Raw genomic sequence first — 23,131 nt, 5'->3', positions numbered from 1 at the left:
GGATCACCCGGCCAAGAGCCTATGAGCACGGGTATCAGAGCACAGGTGCTGGACCACCCCGGCGGCGTCGTACAAGCGGAGGCACCGGACCACCCGAAAGGGCCTACGAACACGGGTACGGGCCACGCGGGACGTACGAGCATGTCATTAGAAGAATCAGCAGCCGCGCTCGTCGCTCAGCTGCCGTACCTGATCCGCCGGAGTTAGGAGAAGCCGCCGTGGGCGATGCCCAGGACGGCGCCGACGAAGGATCCGACGACGCCCATGATGATGAGGCTGCGTTGCGGCGTGGTGACGGAGACGTACTGGGAGAACAAGCCGCCGGCGAAGCCGATGATGCCGAGGGCGGTGGCGACGGCGTGGGCGCTGACGATGAAACCCAGGACGAATGCCACGATTCCCACGATCAAGGTTCCGACCGCGAGGATGTTTTCCATGGTGTGGGGTCTGCCGTCGGTGTTGAGGGTGAAACGGAAGGGCTCGCTCTCGATCGGGCCAAGCATGTGTGGCATACCTGCCACCCCCTCTCCCCGCTAAGGATTCCCGGCTCGGCCAGCGCACAATCCCGGCCCTGGTAGCCTTATTCGGCTGCATCTGGTAAGCGCGTGTGATCACCCGCGCGAACCGCAGCGTCCTCCTGTCACGGCAAGGCGCCGTGACCGCAAGAGTCCAGAGGAGGTTGGATTCCGCATGCGTCGTTACGAGATGATGGTCATCCTTGACCCGTCCCTCGATGAGCGCACCGTGCAGCCCTCGCTCGACCAGTTCCTGACGGTCGTGCGCAACGATGGCGGCACCGTGGAGAAGGTAGACGTCTGGGGCCGCCGCCGGCTGTCCTACGACATCGAGAAGAAGTCCGAGGGCATCTACGCCGTCGTCGACCTCACCGCCGAGCCTGCCACGATCAAGGAGCTGGACCGTCAGCTCAACCTGAACGAGGGCATCCTTCGCACCAAGGTTCTCCGTCCCGAGCTTCACTGACGAACATTGGTCCCGGACGGCTGAAGGGGAGTAGACAGGGAGTTACGGGAAGCCCCGATTTTGTCGGAGGCAGGTCGTACTCTGAGCCCCTGAAGAACCGGGATAGGAAGGCGAAAGCGACCGATGGCAGCAGGCGACACAACAATCACGATCGTCGGCAACCTTGTCGACGACCCGGAGCTGCGCTTCACCCCGACGGGGCAGGCCGTGGCCCGGTTCCGCATCGCATCCACTCCGCGGTTCCTCGACAAGACGACCAATGAGTGGAAAGACGGCGAAGGTCTGTTCCTGACCTGCAACGTGTGGCGGCAGGCGGCGGAGAACGTCGCCGAGAGCCTGCAGCGTGGCATGCGGGTCATCGTGCAGGGACGGCTGCGCCAACGGTCGTATGAGACCAAGGAAGGCGAGAAGCGCACGGTTTACGAGGTCGAGGTCGACGAAGTCGGCCCCTCGCTGCGCAACGCCACCGCGAAGGTGAACAAGACCGCGCGGCAGGGCGGTGGTGGCGGGGGCGGCGGTTTCGGCGGCGGCCCGGCCAACGACCCGTGGGCGTCCGCGTCTCCGGCCCCGCCGAGTGGCGGCGGTTTCGGCGGCGGCGGAGGCGGCGGCGGGGGTTACCAAGGCGGCGGTGGTGGCGGCTACGGCGGCCAGCAGGGCGGCGGCGGTGGCTTCGGCGGCGGCGGCGGAGACTTCAGCGACGAACCGCCCTTCTAGCTTTCACCCACACATCCATAACCGAGCGACCATTCCCGCGTTGAGCGGGGCTCTGAAAGGAGCACCACGATGGCCAAGCCGGCACTGCGCAAGCCTAAGAAGAAGGTTTGCCATTTCTGCCACGACAAGATCTCCTACGTCGACTACAAGGACACGGGGCTGCTGCGGAAGTTCATCTCCGACCGCGGCAAGATCCGTGCCCGCCGGGTGACGGGCAACTGCACCCAGCACCAGCGCGACGTGGCGACCGCTATCAAGAACGCCCGTGAGATGGCCCTGCTGCCATACACGAGCACCGCGCGCTAAGGAAAGGGGACTCAGCCATGAAGCTCATTCTCACCACTGAGGTCTCCGGTCTCGGCGCTCCGGGTGACATCGTCGAGGTCAAGGACGGCTACGGCCGTAACTACCTGATCCCGCGCAGCTTCGCGATCCGCTGGACGCGAGGCGCCGAGTCGCAGATCGCCTCCATCAAGAAGGCCCGCGACGCCCGCGAGATCCGTGACCTCGGCACCGCCAAGGAGGTCGCCGGCCAGCTCGGCGCGCTCAAGGTGAAGCTGAAGACCAAGGCGGGCGACTCGGGCCGGCTGTTCGGCGCGGTCACCACCGGTGACATCGCCGACGCCGTCAAGGCCGCCGGCGGCCCGCTGCTGGACCGTCGCCGCATCGAGATCGGCAACCCGATCAAGAGCACCGGCTCGCACAAGGTCAGCGTCAAGCTGCACCCCGAGGTCTCCGCGACCCTCGACATCGAGGTCCTCGCCATCTGATCTCCGGCGCGAACGATGGCCCCTCGCCGAAACGAGGGGCCATTGTCATGTCCGGGACTGGTGTTTGGGCGGTTGCGGGCGCCGGTGGCGGCCGATGGTGGGGGCCAGGGCGCTGTGCCTGCGGCCGTACAACTGGTAGACGAGCACGCCGACGGCCATCCAGAGCACGAAATACAGCCAGGTGATGACCTGCAGGTTCAGCATCAGCCATAACGTCGCCACGATGGACAGAGCCGGGACCAGCGGGGACATCGGGACTTTGAAGCCGCGGGGGAGGTCGGGCATGCTCCGCCGCATACTGATCACACCGGCTGACACGATCATGAACGCGAACAGCGTACCGATCACGACGAGCTGTTCCAGGGTGAGGACCGGGCCGAACTCGGCCAGCAGGATCGCGATCGCGCCGATGACCAAGGTCGCGGTCGCGGGGGTGCGGTGCGAGCCGCTGAGCCGTGCCAGCTGGGTGGGCAGCAGGCCGTCGCGGGCCATCGCGAACACCACCCGCGTCTGGCCGACCAGCAGCACGAACACCACAGTGGTGAGCCCGAGCACGGCGGTGATGTTGATCACGTGCACCATGAAGGTCTCGCCGACCAGCCGGAACGCGTCCGCGAGCGGCGCCCCCTGCGTGATCTTTGAGTACGTCACCATTCCGATCATGACCACCGCCACCGCGATGTAGATCACGGTCGCCGTGGCCAGGGCCCGGATCATGCCCTGCGGAACGGTCCGAGTCGCGTCCTTGGTCTCCTCCGCCGCCGTGGTGACGATGTCGAAACCGAGGTAGGCGAAGGCGATGGCCGGCGTCGCCGCCAGGATCCCGAACCAGCCGAACGCGTGGGTCTCGCCGATGAGCAGGCCGAAGACCGTCGAGTGCAGCGTGTCCGCGTCGGTCACCAGCGGGGCGGGGTCGACCGGGATCTGGGCGATGTTGCTGGGGCTGAAGTGCAGCGCGCCGATGATGATGACCGCCGAGATGCCCACGAGCTTGGCGGAGACCATGACCCACAGGGCGCGCAGGCCGACTTTCGCGTTGAATGCCACGATTCCGGTGAGCGTGGTCAGGATGAGCAGGGTGAACAGGTCGAAGCCTTCGGGGCGGCTCAGCAGCGGGGGCACGGCGATGCCGAGCTCGGTGAGCATCTGAGCGAAGTACAGCGACCAGACCCGGGCCACCACGGCGGCGGCGAGCTCCATCTCCAGGATCAGCGACCAGCCGATGATCCAGGCCCAGACCTCACCGAAAATGACGTAGGTGTAGGTGTACGCGCTGCCGGAGACCGGCATCGTGGAACAGAGTTCGGCGTAGCAGATCGCGGCCAGCAGGCTGGTAATTCCGGCGATCATGAAAGAGAGGATGACGCCGGGACCGGCCATACTGGCGGCCTGTCTGCCGGCGATGCTGAATATGCCCGCACCGATCATGACGCCCAAACCAAGCACGATCAGGTCATTGCGGGTGTAGATCTCCCGCAGGCCCGCGGTGCGCAGCACGGTGGCCTCCGTCGCGGGCATGCGACGGAGCACGGAGGTCGATGTGGGCTGGCGTACAGACGTCACGACAGGCCAATCGTCAGAGGCAAGACCGTAGGCAACAGTGCCTCATCTCACTACTGCCGACAAGGGCCCAAATGACTACCCTCCCGTCATTTATTGGACATGTTATGAAGTTGAAGTGTTTGCCCTGGTCTGGAGGCTTGGTCGGCCATACTCACCGGCTATGGTTCAACCTTAAATGCTCATGAATCGCCGAGCCGGATTCCATTTATTCACAGCTACGGTCGGCTGTTTGTGCGGTTTCGGCCCTCGGCCCGATGGTCAGGCGCCGCTCACCAACCAGGCGTCACCCCGCGCGCGCAGGCCCAGCGTGGCCAGCCGGGCCAGCATCCAGACCCCGATGGCCAGCCACAGCCCGACCAGACTGCCCGCCAGCAGGGCGAACGGCAGGTACGCGAGGGTGGTGACCGCGGCGGCCCAGGCCAGATACCGCTGATCGCCCGCACCGATGAGCACCCCGTCGAGCACGAAGACCACGCCCGCGATCGGCTGGAACAGCGCGACCGTCCACAACACCGCGTCGATCTGCGCGGCCACCGCCGGTTCCGCGGCGAAGATCCCCGGAATGAACGGGCGACAGCCGATCACGGCCAGGCCCAGCACCACGCCGCTGACGACGCCCCACATCACCATGCGCCCGGTCACCCGCCGCGCGCCCAGCACGTCGCCGGCACCGAGCAGCTTCCCGGTGAGCGCCTGACCCGCGATGGCGATCGCGTCGAGCGCGAAGGCCAGCAACGTCCACACCTGCGTGGTGATCCCGTGCGCGGCGACCTCGGCGATACCCAGCCTGGCCGCGATCACGGTCGCCGTAACCAGCACGATCCTCAGGCAGACGGTGCGAATCAGCAGCGCGACCCCGGCGGTTCCCGACGCCTTGATGCCCGCCGGATCCGGCCGCAGCGAAGCCCGTACCCGCCGCGCGCCCCGCACCACCACGATCAGGTACGCCCCCGCGGCCAGCGACTGGGCGGCCACCGTGCCCCAGGCCGACCCTGCGAGCCCCCATCCGAGCCCGAGCACGAACCAGGCATTCAACGCGGCGTTGAGCGCGAACCCGCCGACCGAGACCGCGAGGGGCGTGACCGTGTCCTGCAGCCCGCGCAGCACCCCGGTCCCCGCGAGCACGATCAGCATCGCCGGCGTCCCGACCAGGCTGATCCGCAGGTACGTGATCGCGTCGGCGGTCACCTCCGGCGGCGCGTCGATCAGCCCCACCAGCCCCGGCGCCAGCGGCCAGCAGACGACCACCACGCCCACCCCGATCGCCGCCGCCAGCCACACCCCGTCCATCCCGCGCTGTACGGCCTGCCGATGGTTGCCCGCCCCCACCTGCCTGGCGACCGCGGCCGTGGTGCCGTACGCCAGGAAGACGCACAGGTTCACGATCGTGGCCAAGATCGTCCCCGCCACGCTGAGCGCCCCCAGCGCGCTCGTCCCCAGCCGTCCCACGATCGCGTAGTCGGTCAGCAGGAACAGCGGTTCGGCGACCAGCGCCGCGAAGGCCGGCACGGCAAGCCGGAGGATCTCCCGGTCGGTGGTACGGCCTTGGCCATGGGTAAGTGGCATGGACCCATTATGCTGATTACCGCAAGATCATCCATACTAGGGATATACGGGACATTTCGGACCGATTCCGATCGGTGCCCCGACTTTCTTTTCTCCACAGCCGGTGGATATTGTTTCCGCAGGTCACAGTGATTATCCACAGCCTGTGGACAGGTTATCCCCAGGCTCGTCCCCAGGCTTCCCACACCCTGGCGGCAGAAGTGCACACCTTATCCACAGGTCTGTCGACAGGCTTCGTTGCCGGTTGCCCCCACAACCCGGGAAACTGTCGTCCCGGTCCTCTACAACTGGGGGTGGTGCGGCCGGAGTGGAGGGGGACGCATGACCGATCGAATAGCCGGACACCGCGACGGCACACGACGAGATCCCGCCGCGAGGGGTGGCTCTCGTCGCCGCCCACGAGGGCGTCGGTGTGGAGTTGGTCTGGGGATAGCCGGTTGGCGGCGTGAGCGGCCGCAGCCGGTGTTGGGTGTCGGGTTGCGATGAGCGTTGTCGATTTTTCGGGTGGGCCGTCTGAGCCTTCGTTCGAGCGGACTCCGCCGAACAACATCGAGGCCGAGCAATCGGTCCTAGGCGGCATGCTCATCTCCAAGGACGCGATCGCCGATGTGGTCGAGGTTCTGCGATCCGATGACTTCTACCGGCCTGCCCATCAGATCGTTTACGAGATCATCACTGATCTTTACGGGCGGGGGGATCCGGCCGACGCGGTCACGGTCTTCGATGAATTGCAGCGGCGGGGTGATGTGGCGAAGGTCGGGGGCGGGGCATATCTGCACACCCTGACCGTCGTGGTGCCGACGGCGGCCAATGCCGGGTACTACGCCAAGATCGTTCGTGAGCAGGCGGTGCTCCGGCGGTTGATCGAGGCGGGGACCCGAATCGTCTCCTACGGTTACGGTGGCCAGAACGAGGAAGTCGACGATCTCGTCGATCGGGCTCAGGCCGAGATCTACAAGGTCACCGAAAGGCGTACCTCGGAGGACTATCTGCCGCTTTCGGAGATCATGCCGGCCGCTCTGGACGAGATCGAGGCCATCGGAAGCCGCGGCGGCCAGATGGTCGGAGTACCGACCGGCTTCCAGGACCTGGACGCCCTAACCAACGGACTCCACCCAGGACAAATGATCGTCGTCGCCGCCCGTCCCGCCATCGGCAAGTCGACCCTTGGACTGGATTTCGCCCGGTCTGCGGCGATTAAGCATGGTCTGACCACGGTGATCTTCTCGCTGGAAATGTCGCGTAATGAGATCACGATGCGTTTGCTGTCGGCTGAGGCGCGGGTTGCCCTGCATACCATGCGTTCCGGTCTGATGAATGACGACGACTGGACTCGGATGGCGCGGCGCATGGGCGAGGTCGCCGAGGCGCCCCTATTCATCGACGACTCGCCCAACATGTCGATGATGGAGATCCGGGCCAAGTGCCGTCGCCTCAAGCAGCGCCACGACCTGAAGTTCGTCATCGTGGACTACCTCCAGCTGATGAGCTCCCCCAAGAAGACCGAGAGCCGCCAGCAGGAGGTCTCCGAGCTGTCCCGAGCGCTCAAGCTGCTCGCCAAGGAGTTGGAGGTCCCCGTGATCGCCATCTCCCAGCTCAACCGAGGCCCCGAACAGCGAACCGACAAACGCCCCGCGGTCTCCGACCTCCGTGAGTCCGGCTGCCTCACCGCGAACACCCGAATCCTCCGCGCCGACACCGGCGCCGAAACCACCCTCCGCGACCTCCTCGACTCCGACACCCGCGACATCCCCGTCTGGTCCCTCGACGACCGCCTCAAACTCGTCCCCCGCACCCTGACCCATGTCTTCCCCAGCGGCATCAAACCCGTCTACCGCGTCCGCCTCCGCTCCGGCCGCGAACTCGAAGCCACCGCCAACCACCCCTTCCTCACCTACGACGGCTGGCACGCCGTAGGCGACCTCCCCCAGGGCACCCGAGTAGCCGTCCCTCGCCACGTCCCTCCCCCACTTAAGACCACGGAACATGTCCCTTCGCAGGGGATAGATCTCCCACGCCTCCTCAACGCGACTTCCCTACCTGACGCCGTATTCGGCCTACGCAAGACCCAACTCGCCTTACTTCTGAGGCAACTGTGGGCGAGCAACGGCGAGATCCACTGGGAGGGGAACCCTGTGCTCACGCGCAAGGGAGAAGCCTCCGCCGCAATAGCCGCAAGACCGGTATATGGGGAATCCGGGTCTGCCCCTGAGTGCGAAACGCCCGCATATGTGCATGGAGGCGGAGCGCATTCAGGACACGCGAGTGCGCCGGATATGCAGTCTGGGCATGCGATAGCGGTGGAAGACGGACGTGTACACGGAGGCGGAATATTTGCCGGGCAGGTGAACGATGACGAAGCGCTTGGGAGCTATGCGCCTGGTGAAGCGCGGATCAGTTTCGTGGGGAGTCGGGGGTTGGTGGATGATCTTGCGAGGTTGTTGCTGCGGTTCAATGTGATGACCCGGATCGTGGCGGTGGGTGGAGCTCATCGACTGATGATCTACGGGCCCGAGAACCAGTTGCGATTTCTTGAAGATGTGGGAATGTCGGGTGCGGCGGCTGAGATGTGTGTGCGGGAACTTCGGCTGAGGACGGGGACAACCGATCCCGGTCGTCTTCCTCAGGGGATGTGGGACCAGTTGCGCGATGTCTTGAGCCAGCCGCAGGGACCAGGTCCTCGGGCGGAGGCGGGCACGCTTGGTCAGATGGTCGCGATTCTCGATCGTGAGGATTTGGAGATCACGGCGACCAACGATGTCTTCTGGGATGAGATCGACTCCGTCGAGGCGCTCGGCGAGCAGATGGTGTACGACGCGACGGTGCTCGGCACCCACAACTTCGTCGCCAACGGCATTTCTGTCCACAACAGCATCGAGCAGGACGCGGACATGGTCATCCTCCTCCACCGCGAGGACGCCTACGAGCGCGAATCCCCCCGCGCCGGTGAAGCCGACCTCATCGTCGCCAAACACCGAAACGGCCCCACAGCCACAGTCACCGTCGCATTCCAGGGCCACTACAGCCGCTTCGTCGACATGGCCCAGCACTGACCTTCGCTTGTGTAGGGTCACGAGGATCTTGGCGGAATCTCACCGATCTTGACGGGCCGATGGTGGATCCGCCAATTGGGTGAAACGTGGGTATCAGTGCTCCATCCGGCTTGCGGTGCGTGGGGTGAGCAGCCCTCCGGCGAGGAGGAGCAGTCCGGGAAGCAGCACCGGTGTCACCTGCATCAGATCGAAGGGCATGTCCTGGTCCCGGACGCCGAACAGGCCCAAAACGTCGTAGTAGACGTTCTCGATGTCGTAGACCACACCCAGTGTGGCCAGTGTGGTGTAGGCCAGGGTGAGTATCCATAGGAACCGGCTGCGCTCGTGGACCGCCAGCGCGATGAGGCCGATCCCGATCGCCAACAGGCCGAAGTCGTTCCTGACGAAGAACGGCCACAGGTAGAACAGCCAGCCCAGCCTCTGCAGCATCGGGGCGAATCCCAGGATCACCCACAGCACGATCGGGAGGAGTTTGGCCGGTCGGCCGCGTCGCGTGTACCACCATCGAGTCAGAACGGCGCCGACCGTCAGTCCCATCAACCACAGGAAATCAAAGGGCAGGAGGTTAGCCGGATGTCCGTAGTAGAGCGGTGCGATGGCCACGGCAAAGGCGCCGAAGAAAAGCAACGGGAAGCGCCAGGCCGGTCGAAGGGCACGCTCGGCGTCGGAGATCATACGGTCAGGGTCGCATCGCAAGGAATCAACATGGGCGAGAACTGAGGAAAGCGCCATATCGGTGAGACAAATCCACCGCCACGTATCGGAGACGGAACCTATTGGTCTGCTGTGTTGAGGAGTAGGACATGGCGGTTCACATCGATGTCGAGACCGCACAGGTCAGCCTCCGCCGTCTAGGACGGGCGTAGCGAGGAAGGTCATCTCTGGCGTGGTGCATCTGCGGAGGCGTGCGGAGCGGCCGCTCCGTGGCGGACTTTCCGATGCATGCAGGTCAGCGGCACTACTCGGGCACCTATTGGAGCGCCACTACCCATGGCCATGTGATCTATGAGTCGCGTCTGGAGTTGGCGCGCGCCTGCTCTACGCCGACTTCGATCAGGACGTAGCAGCGACGTTAAGCTTTCTGAGCAGCATGGCGTCCGCGTCAGCCACCGCTCAGGGGCCGGTCTGACGGGCGAAACGCGGGCCGGAGGGATCGGCTGCGTCGTGGCGAGAGATTTCTTCGGGACTGTGTCGATCCGTGCGCCGCTCGTTCGACGTGTGGGTGCGAGTGCGAGGGCCGAGAGGCGGCCCCGCTGGACGAGGAGAACGCGATGCCGAAGTACATGCTGATCATGCGGGGCACCGATGAGACGAACGCGGCCATGATGGCGTCGATCGACGAGGCGATGGCCGCGACCCGCCGGTACATCGAGGAGATGATCAAGGCAGGTGTTCTCCTCGCGGCCGAAGGGCTGGACGATCCGCGCCGGGGCGTCGTGGTCGACTTCAGCGGCGAGACCCCGGTGGTCACTGACGGGCCGTATGGAGAGACCAAGGAACTGTTCGGGGGCTACTTCCTGCTCGATGTCGCCTCGAAACAGGAGGCGGTCGAGTGGGCCAAGCGGGTCCCGGCGGTCCCCGGATCCAAGATCGAGGTCCGCCGGGTGGCCGGAGACGACGAGATGCCGCAGGACAACCAGGGGTCCGTCGAGGAACGGGCCGGGAGCGAGAGCACTGGCCGGATCTGATGGGTACGGCCGACGTCGAGGCTGTCTGGCGGATCGAGTCGGCGCGGATCGTCGCCGCGCTGACCCGGTTCACCGGCGATTTCGGGCTGGCCGAGGACGCGGCCCAGGAGGCGGTGGCCGAGGCGCTGTTGTCGTGGCCGCTCGCATCCCCGGCGAATCCGGGCGGCTGGCTGATGGCCACGGCCCGGCGGCGGGCGATCGACGCGATCCGCCGCCGGACCGCCCTCCAGGACCGATACGCCCTGCTGGCGGCCGCCCCGGCGGTCGACGAAGAAGTCGACCCCGACAAGATCGACGACGACATCCTGGCGCTGATGTTCGTCAGCTGCCACCCGGTGCTCTCCCCCGAGGCCCGGGTGGCGCTGACCCTGCGCGTGGTCGGCGGCCTGTCCACCGAACAGATCGCCCGCGCGTTCCTGGTACCCGTGCCGACCGTGCAGGCCCGCATCACCCGGGCGAAGAAGACGATCGCGGCGGCCGGGGTGCCGTTCGAGCTGCCGCCGGCCGGTGAACGCCGGGAACGGCTGGGCGGCGTGCTCAGCGTCGTCTACGTGATCTTCACCGAGGGGTCGACGGCCACGTCGGGCGAGCGGCTGCTACGCCCCGACGTCGCGTACGAGGCAATCCGGCTGGCCCGCACGCTGGCCGCGCTGCAGCCGGACGAGCCGGAGGTGCACGGTTTGCTCGCGCTGTGCGAGCTGACGGCCGCGCGCTTCCCGGCCCGGACCGGCCCGGATGGTTCGCCGATCCTGCTGGCGGACCAGGACCGGCGGCGGTGGGACTTCTCGGCGGTCCGCCGTGGGCTGGCCGCGCTGGTCAAGGCATCGGCTCGCGGGCTCGGCCCCTACGGCCTGCAGGCTGCGATCGCCGCCGCCCACGCGTCGGCGCCGTCGGTGGAGGCGACCGACTGGGAACGGATCGTGGTGCTCTACGAGGCGCTCGGCCGGGTCGCGCCCTCGCCGGTGGTCGAGCTCAACCGGGCCGTCGCCGTGGCCATGGCCTCGGGTCCGGCGCAAGCCCTGGCCATCGTGGACGAGCTGATCGCCTTGGACCGGCTCCCCGGTTCGCATTTGGTTCCGACTGTACGCGGTGAGCTGCTGGCCCGGCTCGGACGGCGACCGGAGGCGCGCGCCGAGCTGGAGCTGGCGGCCCGGCTGTGCGCCAACCAGCGCGAACGCTCAGTGCTGCTGCGCAAGGCGGCCGCGCTGGGCTGACTTCTCCAGCGCGGGCCTGGTTCATGGGGTGGGTGCCGTCGCGGCGAGGGTCAAGGCTCCTACCAGGCCGGCGCGGGGGCCCAGGGTGGAGGAGCGGATTTGGACGCGGTCGCTGATCGCGGGTTGGGCGAAGCGGCGCAGGGATTCGCGGACTCCGTCCAGGAGGGGGTCTCCCGCGGTCGCGAGTTCGCCGCCGATGATGAGCATCGCGGGGTCCAGGGCGTTGCACAGGTCGGATAGGACCCGGCCGAGCCGGCGTCCCGCGTCGGCGACGATCCGGGCCACGACCGGGTTGTCGACCAGGGCGTCCAGGAACAGGTCGTCGGGCCGTTCGGAGGGCGGCAGGCCCGCCGCGATGAGCTGCCGCCACACCTCGTCGATCGACACCACCGATTCGAGGCAGCCGCGCTGTCCGCAACGGCACTGTGCCCCGCCCTCCTGGACCAGCGTGTGCCCGATCTCCCCTGATGCCCCGTACGCCCCGGTGTACCGGCTGCCTGCGAGGATCAGCCCGGCTCCGATGCCGTGGGACGCCTTGACGTAGATCAGGTCGGACACGTTCTGCCCGGCCCCGTGCGTGTGCTCGGCCAGCGCGGCGAGCTCCGCGTCGTTCGCGATCACCACCTCCCCGCCGAGCCGGGCGATCAGCTCCTGCCGAGGCCGGACCCCGGCCCAGCCGGCGAGGATCGTGGCCGACTGGATCTTGCCGGTCGCCTGGTTGATCGGCCCCGGGATCCCCGCCGCGGTCCGCCGTACCGAACCGGCCGGAACTCCCGCCCGGGCCAGCAGGTCGGCGACCAGGATCGCCGCCTGGTCGAAGGCGTTGCTCGCCGAGGCGTCCACGTCGAGGGGCACCGTACCCTCGACGACGATCTCCTGCGCGGTCGAGGCGAGCGCCGCCGAGATGTGCGTGTGCCCGAAGTCGATCCCGACGAGATGCCCCGGCGGGCGGCGCGGCGACAGCCGTGACGTCGGCCTGCCGCGTCCGGTGTGGTCGGCGGCCTCGGTCTCCTGCACCAGTCCGTTGGCCAGCAGGCCCCGGACGATTCCCGCCACCGTGCTCGGCGCGAGGCCGGTCCGGCGGCTCAGCTCCTGCCGGGTCGCGGGGAAGGACTGGTTCAGCGCGTCGAGGATCGCGCGCCTGCTGCGTTCGATCCGCTGGTTCTGCGTGGTGGACACTGGCCAAGCATAGCTAATTTGGATGCTTAGTGCACTAATTAATAAATATTAAGAGTGTTGACCAGAGTCTTTCCTGCCCTCTACCGTCACGGAACAGCGGAATCTTCACCATCGCATCAGCACCCCCGTTAGAAGAGGCATGCATGGAACGTAAGAAGGCCGAGCGGAGAAGACGACGGGCGGGACTGCTCTCGATGACGGCGGCCATCCTGGTCTCCGGAGGGATCGCGGCGGTGCCGGCGCTGGCCGAGGAACTCGCACCCGAGGAGAGCGCTCAGGTCGTCGAGTCGCCGGACGGTGACCTGCGGGTCGCGGTCACCACCGTCGGCGGGCGTCTCACCTACAGCGTGACGAAGCATGACAAGACACTCGTCGGCGCGTCCGGGCTCGGTGTGGATCTCGCGGGACGACCCAGCCTCACCCAGGGCATGGCCATCGAGTCCGTCGAACGGCGCACGATCGACGAGACGTGGCAGCCGGTCTGGGGGACGTCGAGCAAGGTCAGGAACCACGCGCGGGAGCTCACCGTCCACGCGGTCCAGGCCAGCACGGGGTTCAAACTCGACCTGGTGTTCCGGGTCTTCGATGACGGGGTCGGCTTCCGCTACCGCTTCCCCGACCAGCCCGGCCTGGACGCCTACACCGTCACCGCCGAGCAGACCGAGTTCGCCCTCGACCCCGGCGCGCGGAGCTGGTCGATCGCCGCGGGCAAGACCTGGTCCGCCGACGAACAGCACTACCGCGACCTGCCCCTGTCCGGCGTCTCCACCGCCCAGACCCCCATCACCGCCGCCCTCGCCGCTGACTCCTACGTGGTAGTGCACGAGGCCGACCTGACCGACTACCCCAGCATGACGCTGAAGTCGGTGCCAGGACGGCCCGGCCGGTTCTCCAGTGACCTGATCGCCCTCCCCGACGGTACCAAGGCCAAGCTGAACGGCGCGTTCGCCACGCCCTGGCGCACCCTGACCGTGGGCGAGCGCCCCGGCGACCTGGGCGAATCCCATCTGATCGAGAACCTCAACGACCCGTGCGCGATCTGCGAGGACACGTCCTGGATCAAGCCCGCGACGTACGTCGGCGTCTGGTGGGAGCTCCAGCGCCGGCAGACCACCTGGAACGCCGGGCCCAAGCACGGCGCGACCACCGCACGGCTCAAGCAGTACATCGACCTGGCCAAAGCGGCGGGCGCGAAGTTCGTGCTGGCCGAGGGCTGGAACACCAACTCCGGCGGGTCCTGGGCGGGCCAGGACTTCCTGACCCCGCAGGCCGACTTCGACCTCCCCGAAGTCCTCCGGTACGCCGCCGACAACGGCATCGGGTACATCGCGCACAACGAGACCCGGGGCGACATCGACTACTACGACCAGAACCTGGAGAAGATCTTCTCCAGGTACGAAGAACTCGGCATCCACGCGATCAAGACCGGCTACGCCACGAAGTTCCTGCTCGGCGGCGTCAACCGCAGCCACTACGACCAGGAGGCCGTCCGCCACTACCAGCGGGTGATCGACGCGGCGGCCCGGCACCGCATCACGATCAACGCCCATGAGGCGATCAAGCCCACCGGCCTGTCCCGCACCTACCCGAACATGATGACGGGCGAAGGCGTCGCGGGCATGGAGCAGCAGAACTACATGGGCGTCAACGGCAACCCGCCCGCACAGGCCACGATCCTCCCCTTCACCCGGTTCATGGGCGGTCCCGCCGACTACACGCCCGGCGTCCTGAACGTCACCTGGGACCCGGCCCGGCTCGGCACCCGCGTCCAGACCACCTCGGCCGCGCAACTCGCGCTGTACCCGACGTTCTTCAGCCCGCTGCAGATGCTCGCCGACACCCCCGAGAACTACACCGCCCACCCCGGCTTCGCCTTCCTCAAGAACATGCCCGCCACCTGGGACGAGACCCGCGTCCTGGACAGCGTCATCGGCGACTACACCACGACCGCCCGGCGCAGCGGCGACACCTGGTACCTCGGCGCGATCACCGACGAGAACGACCGGACCCTCCAGGTGCCGCTGTCGTTCCTCCCCAACGGCACCTTCGTCGCGGAGACCTACGCCGACGCCCAGGAGACCACCTGGAAGGGCGACCCGCTGCCCGTCGAGATCCGCAGGACCCTGGTCAGATCATCCACCCGGCTGTCCATGTCGCTGGTCGCCGCCGGCGGCCAGGCGGTCAAGATCAGGCCCGCGACCGCCGAAGACCTCGCCGACCTCCCCTGGTACGCCACGCCCCGCGCCGGTTACGGCACCCCCGAAGCCGTACTGGACCCGGCCACCCAGCAGCTCACCGTGAAGGCCCAGCTCACCAACACCGGCAGCACCGTGGCGGAGTTCCAGACCCAGGTGTTCCTCGACGGCCGCGCCGCCGGCGATGCCCAGCGCGTCCGCGTCGCGGGCGGCGGAGCCCGGACGGTCGAATGGACACTGCCCGCCGCCGAGGTGCCCGACCAGGACTTCCGGGTCGCGGTCGGCGCACCCACCGGCGAGCGCGGTGAACCGGTGCTCACCGCACAGACGCGTCCGCTGCTGGGCCTCGTCCGGGAACTGCGGAAGTCCGGCGAGGTGACCTCGGCCGCGATGGCGCTCCTCCAGCCCACGATCACCAGGGCCGAGGCCCTCCTCCGTCAGGGTGACTCGACCGGCCGTCTCCTGGCCCTCCAGGAAGTACGCCTCGCCCTCTACGGTCTCCCCCTCACCGAGGTGACCTCGCCGGCCCGCACCGCCATCGACGACCGGCTCACCTCCCGACTCGGCACACCGGAGGCGCTCTTCTCCCTCGCCCTGAAGGTGCGGCTGGCAACAGAAGCAGGCGCCCTCAGCCCGGCCCTGTCCGGCAGCCTCGCCCTGGAGGTCAAAGCCGCGATCACCGCGGCGATCGCCAACGACCCGGCGGGGATGCGGGAAGCCCTCAACCGGTTCACCGCCCTGGTCAACGCCGAGCCGATCGCCCCGGACGTCGCGGCCGACCTGCTGTCCGTCAGCGGACTTCTCGCCACCGGCCCCCGTACGATCGAAGCGGAGTCCGCGCAGCTCGTCAGCGGCGCGTGCCGGCGCACCGACCACACCGGCTACACCGGCACCGGCTTCGTGGCCTGCCTGAAGACCAAGGACAGCGGCGTACGCTTCAACGCCCCCGTCACCGCCGACGGCCTGTACACCATCCGCCTCCGCTACGCCAACGCCATGGGCGCCACCCAGACCATGACCCTCTCCAGCGGAACGCAGTCCCTCCAGCTCCGGCTGCCCACCCTGCCGAACTGGGACACCTGGTCCGAGCACCAGGTCGACCTCCGCCTCACCACGACCACCCCGCTGACCTTCGTGTACGGCCCCAGCGACAACGGCAACGTCAACCTCGACTCCATCAGCCTCGAACCCAACCCAGGTGTCATCCGCCGATAACCCAAATCACTGTCCCCGCGCGATCGTTGGATCGCGCGGGGACGGACGCAGATCACGCCTCCGGGCCCTGAACGGCTGGAGTTTCCTCCAGCTTGTAGTCCAGCAGGACCAGCCGCTGGTCGAGCACCTCGGTGGACATGAGCCGCAGGTTGACATCGGGCAGGCCCTGCAGGAAGCGCTCCTGTCCGCTCTCGCCGAGCACCTGCGGGAACACCATGAGGCGCAGGCGGTCCACCAGGCCGAGCCGGAACAGGCTGCGGACCAGGGTCGGGCTGCCGATCACTCGCATCGGATCGCCGGGCTCGTCCTTCATCGCGGGTACGGCCACCGCGACGTCCTCGGCCACCAACGAGGTGTTGATCCATGTCAGAGGCGGCTTCAACGACTTTGAGAACACCACTTTGGGCAGCTCGTCCATACGCTTGAACGCGGGGGACTCGGCCGGCATCGTCGGATCGCCGCCTTCGGCGTTGATCTGTGCCAGCGCGGTGTAGGTGTTGCTTCCCATCAGCATCACGTGCGGGAGGGCGACCTGCTCGTCGATCCACCCCTGCAGGTCGGGACCGGCGTACCCGAAGTAGCCGGGTGAGTTGCGGCCCGAGAGCCAGCCGTCCACCGTGCAGAACAGGTCCACTGTCAGCTCGCGCATTGGTTCCTCCGTGACCGTAGAGATTCAGGAGAGTTTCGCCAGGTAGGCGGCCAGGGCCTGGTAGGACTCCCGGGCGCCGTCCGCCATGCCGGAGGACACCATGCCGTCGCGGTCTTCCTTGGTGTCGAACCGGGTGACGCTGGTGACCGTCGTCTTGCCGTCTTCCTCGGTCAGCTCCAGCGTCTCCACGCACACGTGGCCGGGCATGCCCTCGAACTCGAAGGTCTGCACGATCCGCTCCGGCGCCTGGATCTCCCGGTACTCACCGCGGAAGGCGTACTGCTCGCCGTCCGGCGTGTGTTCGACGAAGCGGTACGTTCCGCCCGGGCGGAAGTCCATCACGCAGTCGAGCGGGTTGCCCCGGCCCCACCAGTGCTTGAGGTGCTCGCAGTTCGCGTGCGCCTCGAAGACGAGCGCGCGCGGCGCGTCGAACACGCGCACCATCTTGACCTCCAGGTCGGACGGCAGGGTCACCGTCAGGTTGTCGCTCATCTCACTCCTCCTGTTGCTTCTGAAGCTGTTGCAGGTACTCGCCGAGCTGGTCGTAGCGCTGCTCCCAGAACCGCTGGTAGTCGGCGATCCAGTCGGCCACCTCGCGTAGCGGCCCCGCGTCGAGGCGGCATGGCCGCCATTGCGCTTCCTTGCCGCGGGTGATCAGCCCTGCCCGTTCCAGCACCTTCAGGTGCTTGGAGATGGCCTGGAGGCTGATCGGGAACGGTTCGGCGAGCTGGTTGACCGTCGCCTCGCCCTCCGCCAGCCGGGCCAGGATGGCCCGCCGGGTCGGGTCGGCGAGGGCGCTGAACACCTCGCTCAGCCGGTCCACGGTCTCCGCCTTCCTCAACCGATCGGTTAATTAACTTGTAGGTTGAATATGCGTCCTGCCGCAGCTCGTGTCAACCCTTAAGAAGAAGAGCCCTAGGGCAGCGGGAGTGCTCGGTAGTGGGTCGTCAGCTGGCCGTTGTCGTAGATGTGCAGGGCGAGAGCAGGTGGGAGGTCCAAGCTCACTGGGGGTTGGGTGGTGCACTCGAAGGGTGGGAGGGCGGTGCTGACGACGCCGGGCGCGACCAGATGGGGACGGTTGGCGAAGGTTGTGGCGGCGCCGGTGTGGGCGTGGCCGACGAGGGTGGCGACAACGTGCGGGTGGCGTTCGAGGATGGCGGCGTAGCGTTCTGGCTCACGTAGGCCGATGCCGTCCACGTAGGGAATCCCGAGCGCTGTCGCTGGGTGATGCATGCCGACGAAGACAGGACCGGTTTCGGCGGCGAGCGTGTCGTCCAGCCAGGCGAGCGTCGTGTCGTCCAGACGTCCTTCGGCGCGACCGGGAATGCTGGAGTCACACAGAATGATCGTGGCTCCAGGAATCCTCAAGACCTGGTTGATGGGCTCGACAACTTCGGCATCCGAGTCGAGCATGACCTTGCGGAAGGGCTCCCGGCTGTCGTGGTTACCAGGGCAGACGATCGACGGGTGGCGGGTTTTGAGTGCCGCGCGGGCGATCGTGTATTCGTCCTCGGCGCCGTTGTCCGCGATGTCGCCGGTGACGATGACCGCGGAGACGTCCAGTTCCTCCACGTACGACATGACGTGCGCGGTCCGTTCGGTGTTGCGGTCGCTTCCGTCGATGTGGACATCGCTGACGTGAGCCAGAACAATCATGAGCACTCCTCAAAGACCGGACTGCCAGCCTCTCATGGGGAGCGGCTGACAGCTCCCGGTGACCACACGCAGGGGAGTCTCAGCTTGCGGATTCCGCTGGGGCCAGGCGTTCGGCCAGGATGCGGCCTCGGGCCAGTTGCACCTTGCGTGCCTCGCCCGCCGCGTACCGGAGGAGGAACCAGGGAGCCCGCAGGTCGAGCCGGTCCTCGATCCGGGTGCGGTCCCCGTCCGCGTGGAGGTCGAACCGGTATCCCATCCGGATGTTCCCCGGGCTGCGTACCTCCCCGTACAACGACAATCCCTCCGTGAACAGTTCGACCTTGATCGGGTTGTCGTGGGTGATGAAGCCGAGGAAGCGGAAGCGTTCGACGGCCGTGTAGCGGATCACTCCGGGTGACGAGCGGTCGACGTCGTGGACGGCGATCACGATGGGGGACAGGCCCACATAGTTCTCGGGGGTGGTCAGATGTTCGAACACCGCCTCGGGGGTGGTGTCGACGTGGAACGTGTTCGTCAGTACCGTTTCCGGCACGCCTGCCTCCTGCTGTGGAACAATGATCTAATCCGCGAATTGTGACATCTCACGACGCGTCTGATCATCAGCGGGAAAGAACGATTCGATAGCCAACTCGGCAACGGTTACATCCAGCGGCGTCCCAAAAGTCGCAATCGTGCTTAGAAACGACAATTCGCGATCGCCGTACCGGATCCGCATCGGAATGAGGATGTCGCCGGGTCCGGGCAGCTCGACCTCCGGCTCCGGCTGGTCGCACGGGTAGGCGCGTAGCTCGCCGTACAAATCGGAAAGTTCAGGATCCGCCGTGATAGCGATCTGCCGTCGCAGCCGGCCGAGCAGGTGCGCCCGCCACTCGCCTAGATTGACGATCCGCGGAGCGAGGCCCTCGGGATGCAACGACGCCCGCAACACATTTCCCAACAAATCCGGATCTATTCCGGAGGTCAGGTGGGTGATGCCCCGGTTCCCGTCCACCAGGTTCCATCTCCGGTCCACGACCACCGCCGGATAAGGGTCGTGACCGTCAAGAATCCTCCGGATCGCGTCATACACCGCCGCCATCCGCGGCGACCCCAGCCCCGACTCTCCGTACACCGGCGCGAACCCGGCCGCCAGCAACAACCGATTCCGCTCCCGCAGCGGCAGATCAAGATGATCCGCGAGCCGCAACACCATGCCCCGGCTGGGCTTGGCCCGCCCGGTCTCCAGAAAGCTGATATGCCGGGTCGAAATCTCCGCCTGGATCGACAGCTCCACCTGGCTGAGCCGCCGATGCTCCCGCCACCGCCGGAGCAACTCGCCCACTGGCCGCTCAGTCACCGTCACAACCCCGAAACTACGCCCCCCGACAGAATGCGGGCGATTACCTCGAACGTAAACGGCCCCCGCCAGGAGGCGGAGGCCGTACCAGATCAGCACGGGTTACTCCCAGCGGAACCACCGGGTGGCGGCGACGATGCCGGCGGCGGCCCAGAAGACCATCACCCCGAGGTGCAGCAGGCTCGGCGCGTGGTTTCCCAGCACGTCGGTGAGCGCCTGCCCGAACGCGCCCGTCGGGCTGTAGTCGCTGACCACCAGCAGCCATTCCGGCATCAACGGCCGGGGCAGCCACATACCGCCCAGAAAGAGCAGCGGGAACATGATGCCCGCGCCGACGCTCTGCACGACCCGCGAGTTCGGCGCCACCGCCGCCAGCGCCAGACCGATCCCGAACATCGTCACCGAACCCAGGACGAACACCCCGGCAAAGGCCAGGAACATGCGCGGGTACGGAACCTCCAGGATCAGATGTCCGAAGATCAGCATGAGCGCGGTGGCCAGGATCGACGTCACCGCGTTGATCACCAGCTGCACGGTCAGCACCGAGATCGGCCGCACCGGCGTGGTGGACATCCGCCGCAGCACGCCACGCTCCCGGTAGATCACCAGCGCGGACGGCATCACGCTGAACGCCACCGTCAGGATGGAGAGCAGGATCATCATGCCCGGCAGGTGGGTGTCGACCGGCCGGGCGCCGCCCATGTCGGCGGCGGGCTCGCGGAAGTCGGGGATGGCCGCACCCAAGATCAGCAGCAGCGCCAGCGGCAGCCCGATCGCGAAGAAGGTGGCGAGCGGTTCGCGCAGGTAGAGCTTGATCTCGGTGATCGCGAGCCGGCGGGGGAAGAGGGCGGTGGCGGGCATGGGGGGCTCCTTCGGAAAGAGTCAGACGGCCGAGTGGCCGGTCAGGATGAGGAAGGCGTCGTCCAGGGTGGTGCGCTCGGTGCGCAGGTCGGCGATCCGCCCGGCGGGGAGCGCGGCGACGACGGCGTGCAGCACGTTCGCGTTGCCGGTGACCGTGACCAGGTCGCCCTCGATGACGACCGAGGCCACCTCGGGCAGCGCCTTCAGCAGCTCCACCGACCCGGTGGTCCGGAAGATCACCCGGTCCGAGCCCTCGGCGCGGGCGATCAGACCGGCCGGGGTGTCGACCGCGAGGGCCCGGCCCTCGGAGATCACCGCGACCCGGTCGCAGAGCCGCTCGACCTCTTCCATGAAGTGCGTGACCAGCAGCACGGTGACGCCGCGTTCCTTGATCCGCTCGATCAGGTCCCAGGTCTCGCGCCGGGCCATCGGGTCCAGGCCGGTGGTGAGCTCGTCCAGGATGGCGATCCGCGGGTTGCCGACCAGGGCCAGCGCGATCGACAGCCGCTGCCGCTGGCCGCCGGAGAGCTTGGCGAACGGCACGCGTGGGTCGAGGCCGACTTCGGCCAGCAGGTCCGTGGGGGAGGCGGGGTTGGTGTAGAAGGAGGCGTACAGGCTGAGGGCTTCGCCGACGCGTAGTTTGTCCGGCAGCGAGCAGTCCTGGAGCTGCACGCCCACCTGCTGCTTGAGATCGGCGACGACATTGATCGTGCCACTCGTGGGGGTACGCAGCCCGGCCACACATTCGACCGTGGTGGTCTTGCCGGCGCCGTTGCGCCCGACAATTCCGAAGATCTCCCCTTCTTCGACGGCGAAGGAGACATCGGTGATCGCTACCTTGTCGCCGTAGCGCTTGTGCAGGTTCTCGACCGTGATGATTTCCATACCTCGAAAGGTAGAAATCCCGCGCCCGCCGCAGAATGCGCTTGGCGACCCAGTGCCGGTGTACCTACCCCCACCCCGTCCGTACGCCTTCGGCCACTGCCCTGCCGAGAGTCATTCGTCCAAACTTGGGGTCATGAAACACATCAAGGTGCTCGGACACGGGCTGGCATTGTTCGCGGTGGTGCTCATCCAGATTCCCGCGGCGCTGATCGCGCTGGTCGGCGTCGTGCTGTCGTTCATCCTTGGCATGGTGTTCCTGTTTCCCCCCTCGATCCGCCTGATCCGCTCGGTCGCCCGCCTGGACCGCCGCCTGATCCTCCGCTGGACCGGCATCAAGATCGAGGAACCGTACCATCCCCCACCCCCTCCGCCGGTACGGCAACGCGACGGCTGGTACCGCGACGGCCGTACCCTCTACCGCAAACCCACCATGCCCGCCTTCAACGCCCGCCTGAACTGGTTCCTGCGCGACCCATCGACCTGGCGCGAAATCGTCTGGCTCCTGATCGACCCCTGGACCCGCGCGGTCCTCGCCGCGGGCCCGACCCTCCTGATCGGATACGGCGTCTACCAGACCTGGCAGGGCAACCTCTGGGGCCTGGCACTCCCGGTAGCCGCGATCGTGGTCGCGCCCTGGGCGTTGCGGATCTACGGGTTCTACGCGATGGGCATGCTCGGCCCGACCGCCTCCACCCAGCTGATCGGCCAGGTGCGCCACCTGAACCAGGTACGCGTCGAGGCCGTCGACGCCCAGGCCGCCGAGTTGCGCCGGATCGAGCGTGACCTGCACGACGGCGCGCAGGCTCGGATGGTCGCCGTGGGCATGACGATCGGCGCGGCCGAGCAACTCATTGCAAGCGATCCGGAAGCCGCGAAAGCGCTGCTGGCGAAGGCCCGCGAGTCCTCCGCGACCGCGCTCGCCGAACTGCGGCAGCTGGTCCGCGGCATCCACCCGCCCGTACTGGCGGAACGCGGCCTCGGCGACGCGATCCGGGCGCTCGCGCTGGACAGCCCGCTGAAGGTCGAGGTCTCCGTCGACCTGGACGAACGACCGGAATCACCCGTCGAGTCGGCTGTGTACTTCGCGGTGGCCGAGCTCCTCGCCAACGCCTCCCGGCACGCCACCAAGGTCTCCATCGACATCAGCAGGCGCGGCCGGGCGCTGCGCGTCACCGTCGCCGACGACGGGTCCGGTGGCGCCGTGATCCATCCCGGCGGCGGCCTGTCCGGAATCGAGCGCCGGCTGGCCACCTTCGACGGCGTGCTCGCGCTGACCAGCCCACCTGGCGGGCCCACGGTCGCCACCCTGGAACTCCCGTTCGCGCTGTCCGCTCAGGAGCCGGAGATCCGGTCCGCGGGCTGGCGCGGTGCGCTGGTGGCGATCTGCTGGACTTTGTGCTGGATCCCGCTGATCCCGCAGGGCATCGTGACCGGATTCATGCTGGCCTTCGGCGCCCCGACCAAGTCCTGGTTCCTCGCCCTCTACATGCCCGAGCCGCTGCAGTGGCCGACCGTCTTCGCGATGATCACCCTGGGCGCCACCATGCTGGCCGGAGGAATCGTGCTGTCGGCCTCGGTAGCCAGAGAAGAGGCCATAGACTGTTGA

At 67.3% G+C, this 23,131-nt stretch carries 22 protein-coding genes; 9 read left to right on the top strand and 13 right to left on the bottom strand.

The window, feature by feature from the left end:
* Positions 1-203: 203 nt before the first annotated feature.
* On the bottom strand, positions 204-512 hold the full coding sequence (locus tag Amac_RS07225; RefSeq protein ID WP_246268128.1) for a hypothetical protein: 309 nt from the start codon (positions 510-512) through the stop codon (positions 204-206).
* A gap of 178 nt (positions 513-690) precedes the next feature.
* On the opposite strand from Amac_RS07225, the gene rpsF reads away from it, so the two are divergent.
* The 4 genes from rpsF (at position 691) to rplI (ending at position 2,465) form a co-directional block, all read left to right on the top strand.
* The gene (gene rpsF, locus Amac_RS07220; RefSeq protein WP_155344977.1) at positions 691-981 is read left to right on the top strand and encodes a 30S ribosomal protein S6; all 291 of its coding nucleotides are present in this window, start codon (positions 691-693) and stop codon (positions 979-981) included.
* Between the two features lie 123 nt (positions 982-1,104).
* On the top strand, positions 1,105-1,695 hold the full coding sequence (locus tag Amac_RS07215) for a single-stranded DNA-binding protein (protein ID WP_155353538.1): 591 nt from the start codon (positions 1,105-1,107) through the stop codon (positions 1,693-1,695).
* 69 nt (positions 1,696-1,764) lie between these two features.
* Complete coding sequence (gene rpsR / locus Amac_RS07210) at positions 1,765-2,001, top strand: 30S ribosomal protein S18 (protein WP_155353537.1); 237 nt, start codon at positions 1,765-1,767, stop codon at positions 1,999-2,001.
* Between the two features lie 17 nt (positions 2,002-2,018).
* A complete protein-coding gene (gene rplI, locus Amac_RS07205) occupies positions 2,019-2,465 on the top strand; it encodes a 50S ribosomal protein L9 (RefSeq protein ID WP_155353536.1) in 447 nt (148 codons plus the stop codon).
* Positions 2,466-2,510: 45 nt separating this feature from the next.
* On the opposite strand, the gene Amac_RS07200 is transcribed toward rplI, so the two are convergent.
* Both Amac_RS07200 and Amac_RS07195 read right to left on the bottom strand, forming a co-directional pair.
* The gene (locus Amac_RS07200; RefSeq protein WP_155353535.1) at positions 2,511-3,983 is read right to left on the bottom strand and encodes an amino acid permease; all 1,473 of its coding nucleotides are present in this window, start codon (positions 3,981-3,983) and stop codon (positions 2,511-2,513) included.
* A 303-nt stretch (positions 3,984-4,286) separates the two neighbouring features.
* Complete coding sequence (locus Amac_RS07195; RefSeq protein ID WP_155353534.1) at positions 4,287-5,594, bottom strand: MATE family efflux transporter; 1,308 nt, start codon at positions 5,592-5,594, stop codon at positions 4,287-4,289.
* 482 nt (positions 5,595-6,076) lie between these two features.
* On the opposite strand from Amac_RS07195, the gene dnaB reads away from it, so the two are divergent.
* Positions 6,077-8,647, top strand: a complete 2,571-nt coding sequence (gene dnaB / locus Amac_RS07190) for a replicative DNA helicase (RefSeq protein ID WP_155353533.1) — start codon at positions 6,077-6,079, stop codon at positions 8,645-8,647.
* 93 nt (positions 8,648-8,740) lie between these two features.
* Here dnaB and Amac_RS07185 read toward each other — a convergent pair whose 3' ends face one another.
* Positions 8,741-9,322, bottom strand: a complete 582-nt coding sequence (locus tag Amac_RS07185) for a hypothetical protein (RefSeq protein WP_170322364.1) — start codon at positions 9,320-9,322, stop codon at positions 8,741-8,743.
* Positions 9,323-9,918: 596 nt separating this feature from the next.
* On the opposite strand from Amac_RS07185, the gene Amac_RS07180 reads away from it, so the two are divergent.
* Positions 9,919-10,335: a YciI family protein gene (locus Amac_RS07180; RefSeq protein ID WP_155353531.1), complete on the top strand. Its 417-nt coding sequence runs from the start codon at positions 9,919-9,921 to the stop codon at positions 10,333-10,335.
* Positions 10,335-11,549, top strand: a complete 1,215-nt coding sequence (locus Amac_RS07175) for an RNA polymerase sigma factor (protein ID WP_155353530.1) — start codon at positions 10,335-10,337, stop codon at positions 11,547-11,549. Before Amac_RS07180 ends, Amac_RS07175 begins: the two co-directional genes overlap by 1 nt.
* A gap of 21 nt (positions 11,550-11,570) precedes the next feature.
* Here Amac_RS07175 and Amac_RS07170 read toward each other — a convergent pair whose 3' ends face one another.
* Positions 11,571-12,728: an ROK family transcriptional regulator gene (locus Amac_RS07170; protein ID WP_155353529.1), complete on the bottom strand. Its 1,158-nt coding sequence runs from the start codon at positions 12,726-12,728 to the stop codon at positions 11,571-11,573.
* A 143-nt stretch (positions 12,729-12,871) separates the two neighbouring features.
* On the opposite strand from Amac_RS07170, the gene Amac_RS07165 reads away from it, so the two are divergent.
* Entirely contained in the window at positions 12,872-16,138 is a 3,267-nt protein-coding gene (locus Amac_RS07165; RefSeq protein WP_155353528.1) for a glycoside hydrolase family 97 N-terminal domain-containing protein, read from the top strand.
* A 52-nt stretch (positions 16,139-16,190) separates the two neighbouring features.
* Here the strand turns inward: Amac_RS07165 and Amac_RS07160 are convergent, their stop codons facing one another.
* The 8 genes from Amac_RS07160 to Amac_RS07125 form a co-directional block, all read right to left on the bottom strand.
* Entirely contained in the window at positions 16,191-16,787 is a 597-nt protein-coding gene (locus Amac_RS07160) for a dihydrofolate reductase family protein (RefSeq protein ID WP_155353527.1), read from the bottom strand.
* 24 nt (positions 16,788-16,811) lie between these two features.
* Positions 16,812-17,279, bottom strand: a complete 468-nt coding sequence (locus tag Amac_RS07155) for an SRPBCC family protein (RefSeq protein ID WP_155353526.1) — start codon at positions 17,277-17,279, stop codon at positions 16,812-16,814.
* Between the two features lies 1 nt (position 17,280).
* Positions 17,281-17,610: an ArsR/SmtB family transcription factor gene (locus Amac_RS07150; protein WP_218040917.1), complete on the bottom strand. Its 330-nt coding sequence runs from the start codon at positions 17,608-17,610 to the stop codon at positions 17,281-17,283.
* Positions 17,611-17,702: 92 nt separating this feature from the next.
* Entirely contained in the window at positions 17,703-18,443 is a 741-nt protein-coding gene (locus Amac_RS07145; protein WP_155353524.1) for a metallophosphoesterase, read from the bottom strand.
* A 79-nt stretch (positions 18,444-18,522) separates the two neighbouring features.
* Complete coding sequence (locus Amac_RS07140; protein ID WP_155353523.1) at positions 18,523-18,975, bottom strand: SRPBCC family protein; 453 nt, start codon at positions 18,973-18,975, stop codon at positions 18,523-18,525.
* A 27-nt stretch (positions 18,976-19,002) separates the two neighbouring features.
* Positions 19,003-19,779, bottom strand: coding sequence for a helix-turn-helix domain-containing protein (locus tag Amac_RS07135; RefSeq protein ID WP_307729703.1), 777 nt, complete (start codon positions 19,777-19,779; stop codon positions 19,003-19,005).
* Between the two features lie 102 nt (positions 19,780-19,881).
* Positions 19,882-20,640: an ABC transporter permease gene (locus tag Amac_RS07130; protein WP_155353521.1), complete on the bottom strand. Its 759-nt coding sequence runs from the start codon at positions 20,638-20,640 to the stop codon at positions 19,882-19,884.
* Positions 20,641-20,661: 21 nt separating this feature from the next.
* Entirely contained in the window at positions 20,662-21,525 is an 864-nt protein-coding gene (locus Amac_RS07125) for an ABC transporter ATP-binding protein (protein WP_155353520.1), read from the bottom strand.
* Positions 21,526-21,658: 133 nt separating this feature from the next.
* On the opposite strand from Amac_RS07125, the gene Amac_RS07120 reads away from it, so the two are divergent.
* Positions 21,659-23,131, top strand: a complete 1,473-nt coding sequence (locus Amac_RS07120; RefSeq protein ID WP_170322363.1) for a sensor histidine kinase — start codon at positions 21,659-21,661, stop codon at positions 23,129-23,131.

It is taken from the genome of Acrocarpospora macrocephala (assembly GCF_009687865.1).
Taxonomy (GTDB): Bacteria; Actinomycetota; Actinomycetes; order Streptosporangiales; family Streptosporangiaceae; genus Acrocarpospora; species Acrocarpospora macrocephala.
The sequence above is the reverse complement of the archived record's forward strand: the minus strand, read 5'-3'. Positions and strand labels throughout refer to the sequence as shown.

Excerpts from the sequence above, each read along its gene's own strand:
- Amac_RS07225 (WP_246268128.1), bottom strand. The coding sequence starts at position 512 with ATGCCACACATGCTTGGCCCGATCGAGAGCGAGCCCTTCCGTTTCACC.
- rpsF (WP_155344977.1), top strand. The coding sequence starts at position 691 with ATGCGTCGTTACGAGATGATGGTCATCCTTGACCCGTCCCTCGATGAG.
- Amac_RS07215 (WP_155353538.1), top strand. The coding sequence starts at position 1,105 with ATGGCAGCAGGCGACACAACAATCACGATCGTCGGCAACCTTGTCGAC.
- rpsR (WP_155353537.1), top strand. The coding sequence starts at position 1,765 with ATGGCCAAGCCGGCACTGCGCAAGCCTAAGAAGAAGGTTTGCCATTTC.
- rplI (WP_155353536.1), top strand. The coding sequence starts at position 2,019 with ATGAAGCTCATTCTCACCACTGAGGTCTCCGGTCTCGGCGCTCCGGGT.
- Amac_RS07200 (WP_155353535.1), bottom strand. The coding sequence starts at position 3,983 with ATGCCCGCGACGGAGGCCACCGTGCTGCGCACCGCGGGCCTGCGGGAG.
- Amac_RS07195 (WP_155353534.1), bottom strand. The coding sequence starts at position 5,594 with ATGCCACTTACCCATGGCCAAGGCCGTACCACCGACCGGGAGATCCTC.
- dnaB (WP_155353533.1), top strand. The coding sequence starts at position 6,077 with ATGAGCGTTGTCGATTTTTCGGGTGGGCCGTCTGAGCCTTCGTTCGAG.
- Amac_RS07185 (WP_170322364.1), bottom strand. The coding sequence starts at position 9,322 with ATGATCTCCGACGCCGAGCGTGCCCTTCGACCGGCCTGGCGCTTCCCG.
- Amac_RS07180 (WP_155353531.1), top strand. The coding sequence starts at position 9,919 with ATGCCGAAGTACATGCTGATCATGCGGGGCACCGATGAGACGAACGCG.
- Amac_RS07175 (WP_155353530.1), top strand. The coding sequence starts at position 10,335 with ATGGGTACGGCCGACGTCGAGGCTGTCTGGCGGATCGAGTCGGCGCGG.
- Amac_RS07165 (WP_155353528.1), top strand. The coding sequence starts at position 12,872 with ATGGAACGTAAGAAGGCCGAGCGGAGAAGACGACGGGCGGGACTGCTC.
- Amac_RS07160 (WP_155353527.1), bottom strand. The coding sequence starts at position 16,787 with ATGCGCGAGCTGACAGTGGACCTGTTCTGCACGGTGGACGGCTGGCTC.
- Amac_RS07155 (WP_155353526.1), bottom strand. The coding sequence starts at position 17,279 with ATGAGCGACAACCTGACGGTGACCCTGCCGTCCGACCTGGAGGTCAAG.
- Amac_RS07145 (WP_155353524.1), bottom strand. The coding sequence starts at position 18,443 with ATGATTGTTCTGGCTCACGTCAGCGATGTCCACATCGACGGAAGCGAC.
- Amac_RS07130 (WP_155353521.1), bottom strand. The coding sequence starts at position 20,640 with ATGCCCGCCACCGCCCTCTTCCCCCGCCGGCTCGCGATCACCGAGATC.
- Amac_RS07125 (WP_155353520.1), bottom strand. The coding sequence starts at position 21,525 with ATGGAAATCATCACGGTCGAGAACCTGCACAAGCGCTACGGCGACAAG.
- Amac_RS07120 (WP_170322363.1), top strand. The coding sequence starts at position 21,659 with ATGAAACACATCAAGGTGCTCGGACACGGGCTGGCATTGTTCGCGGTG.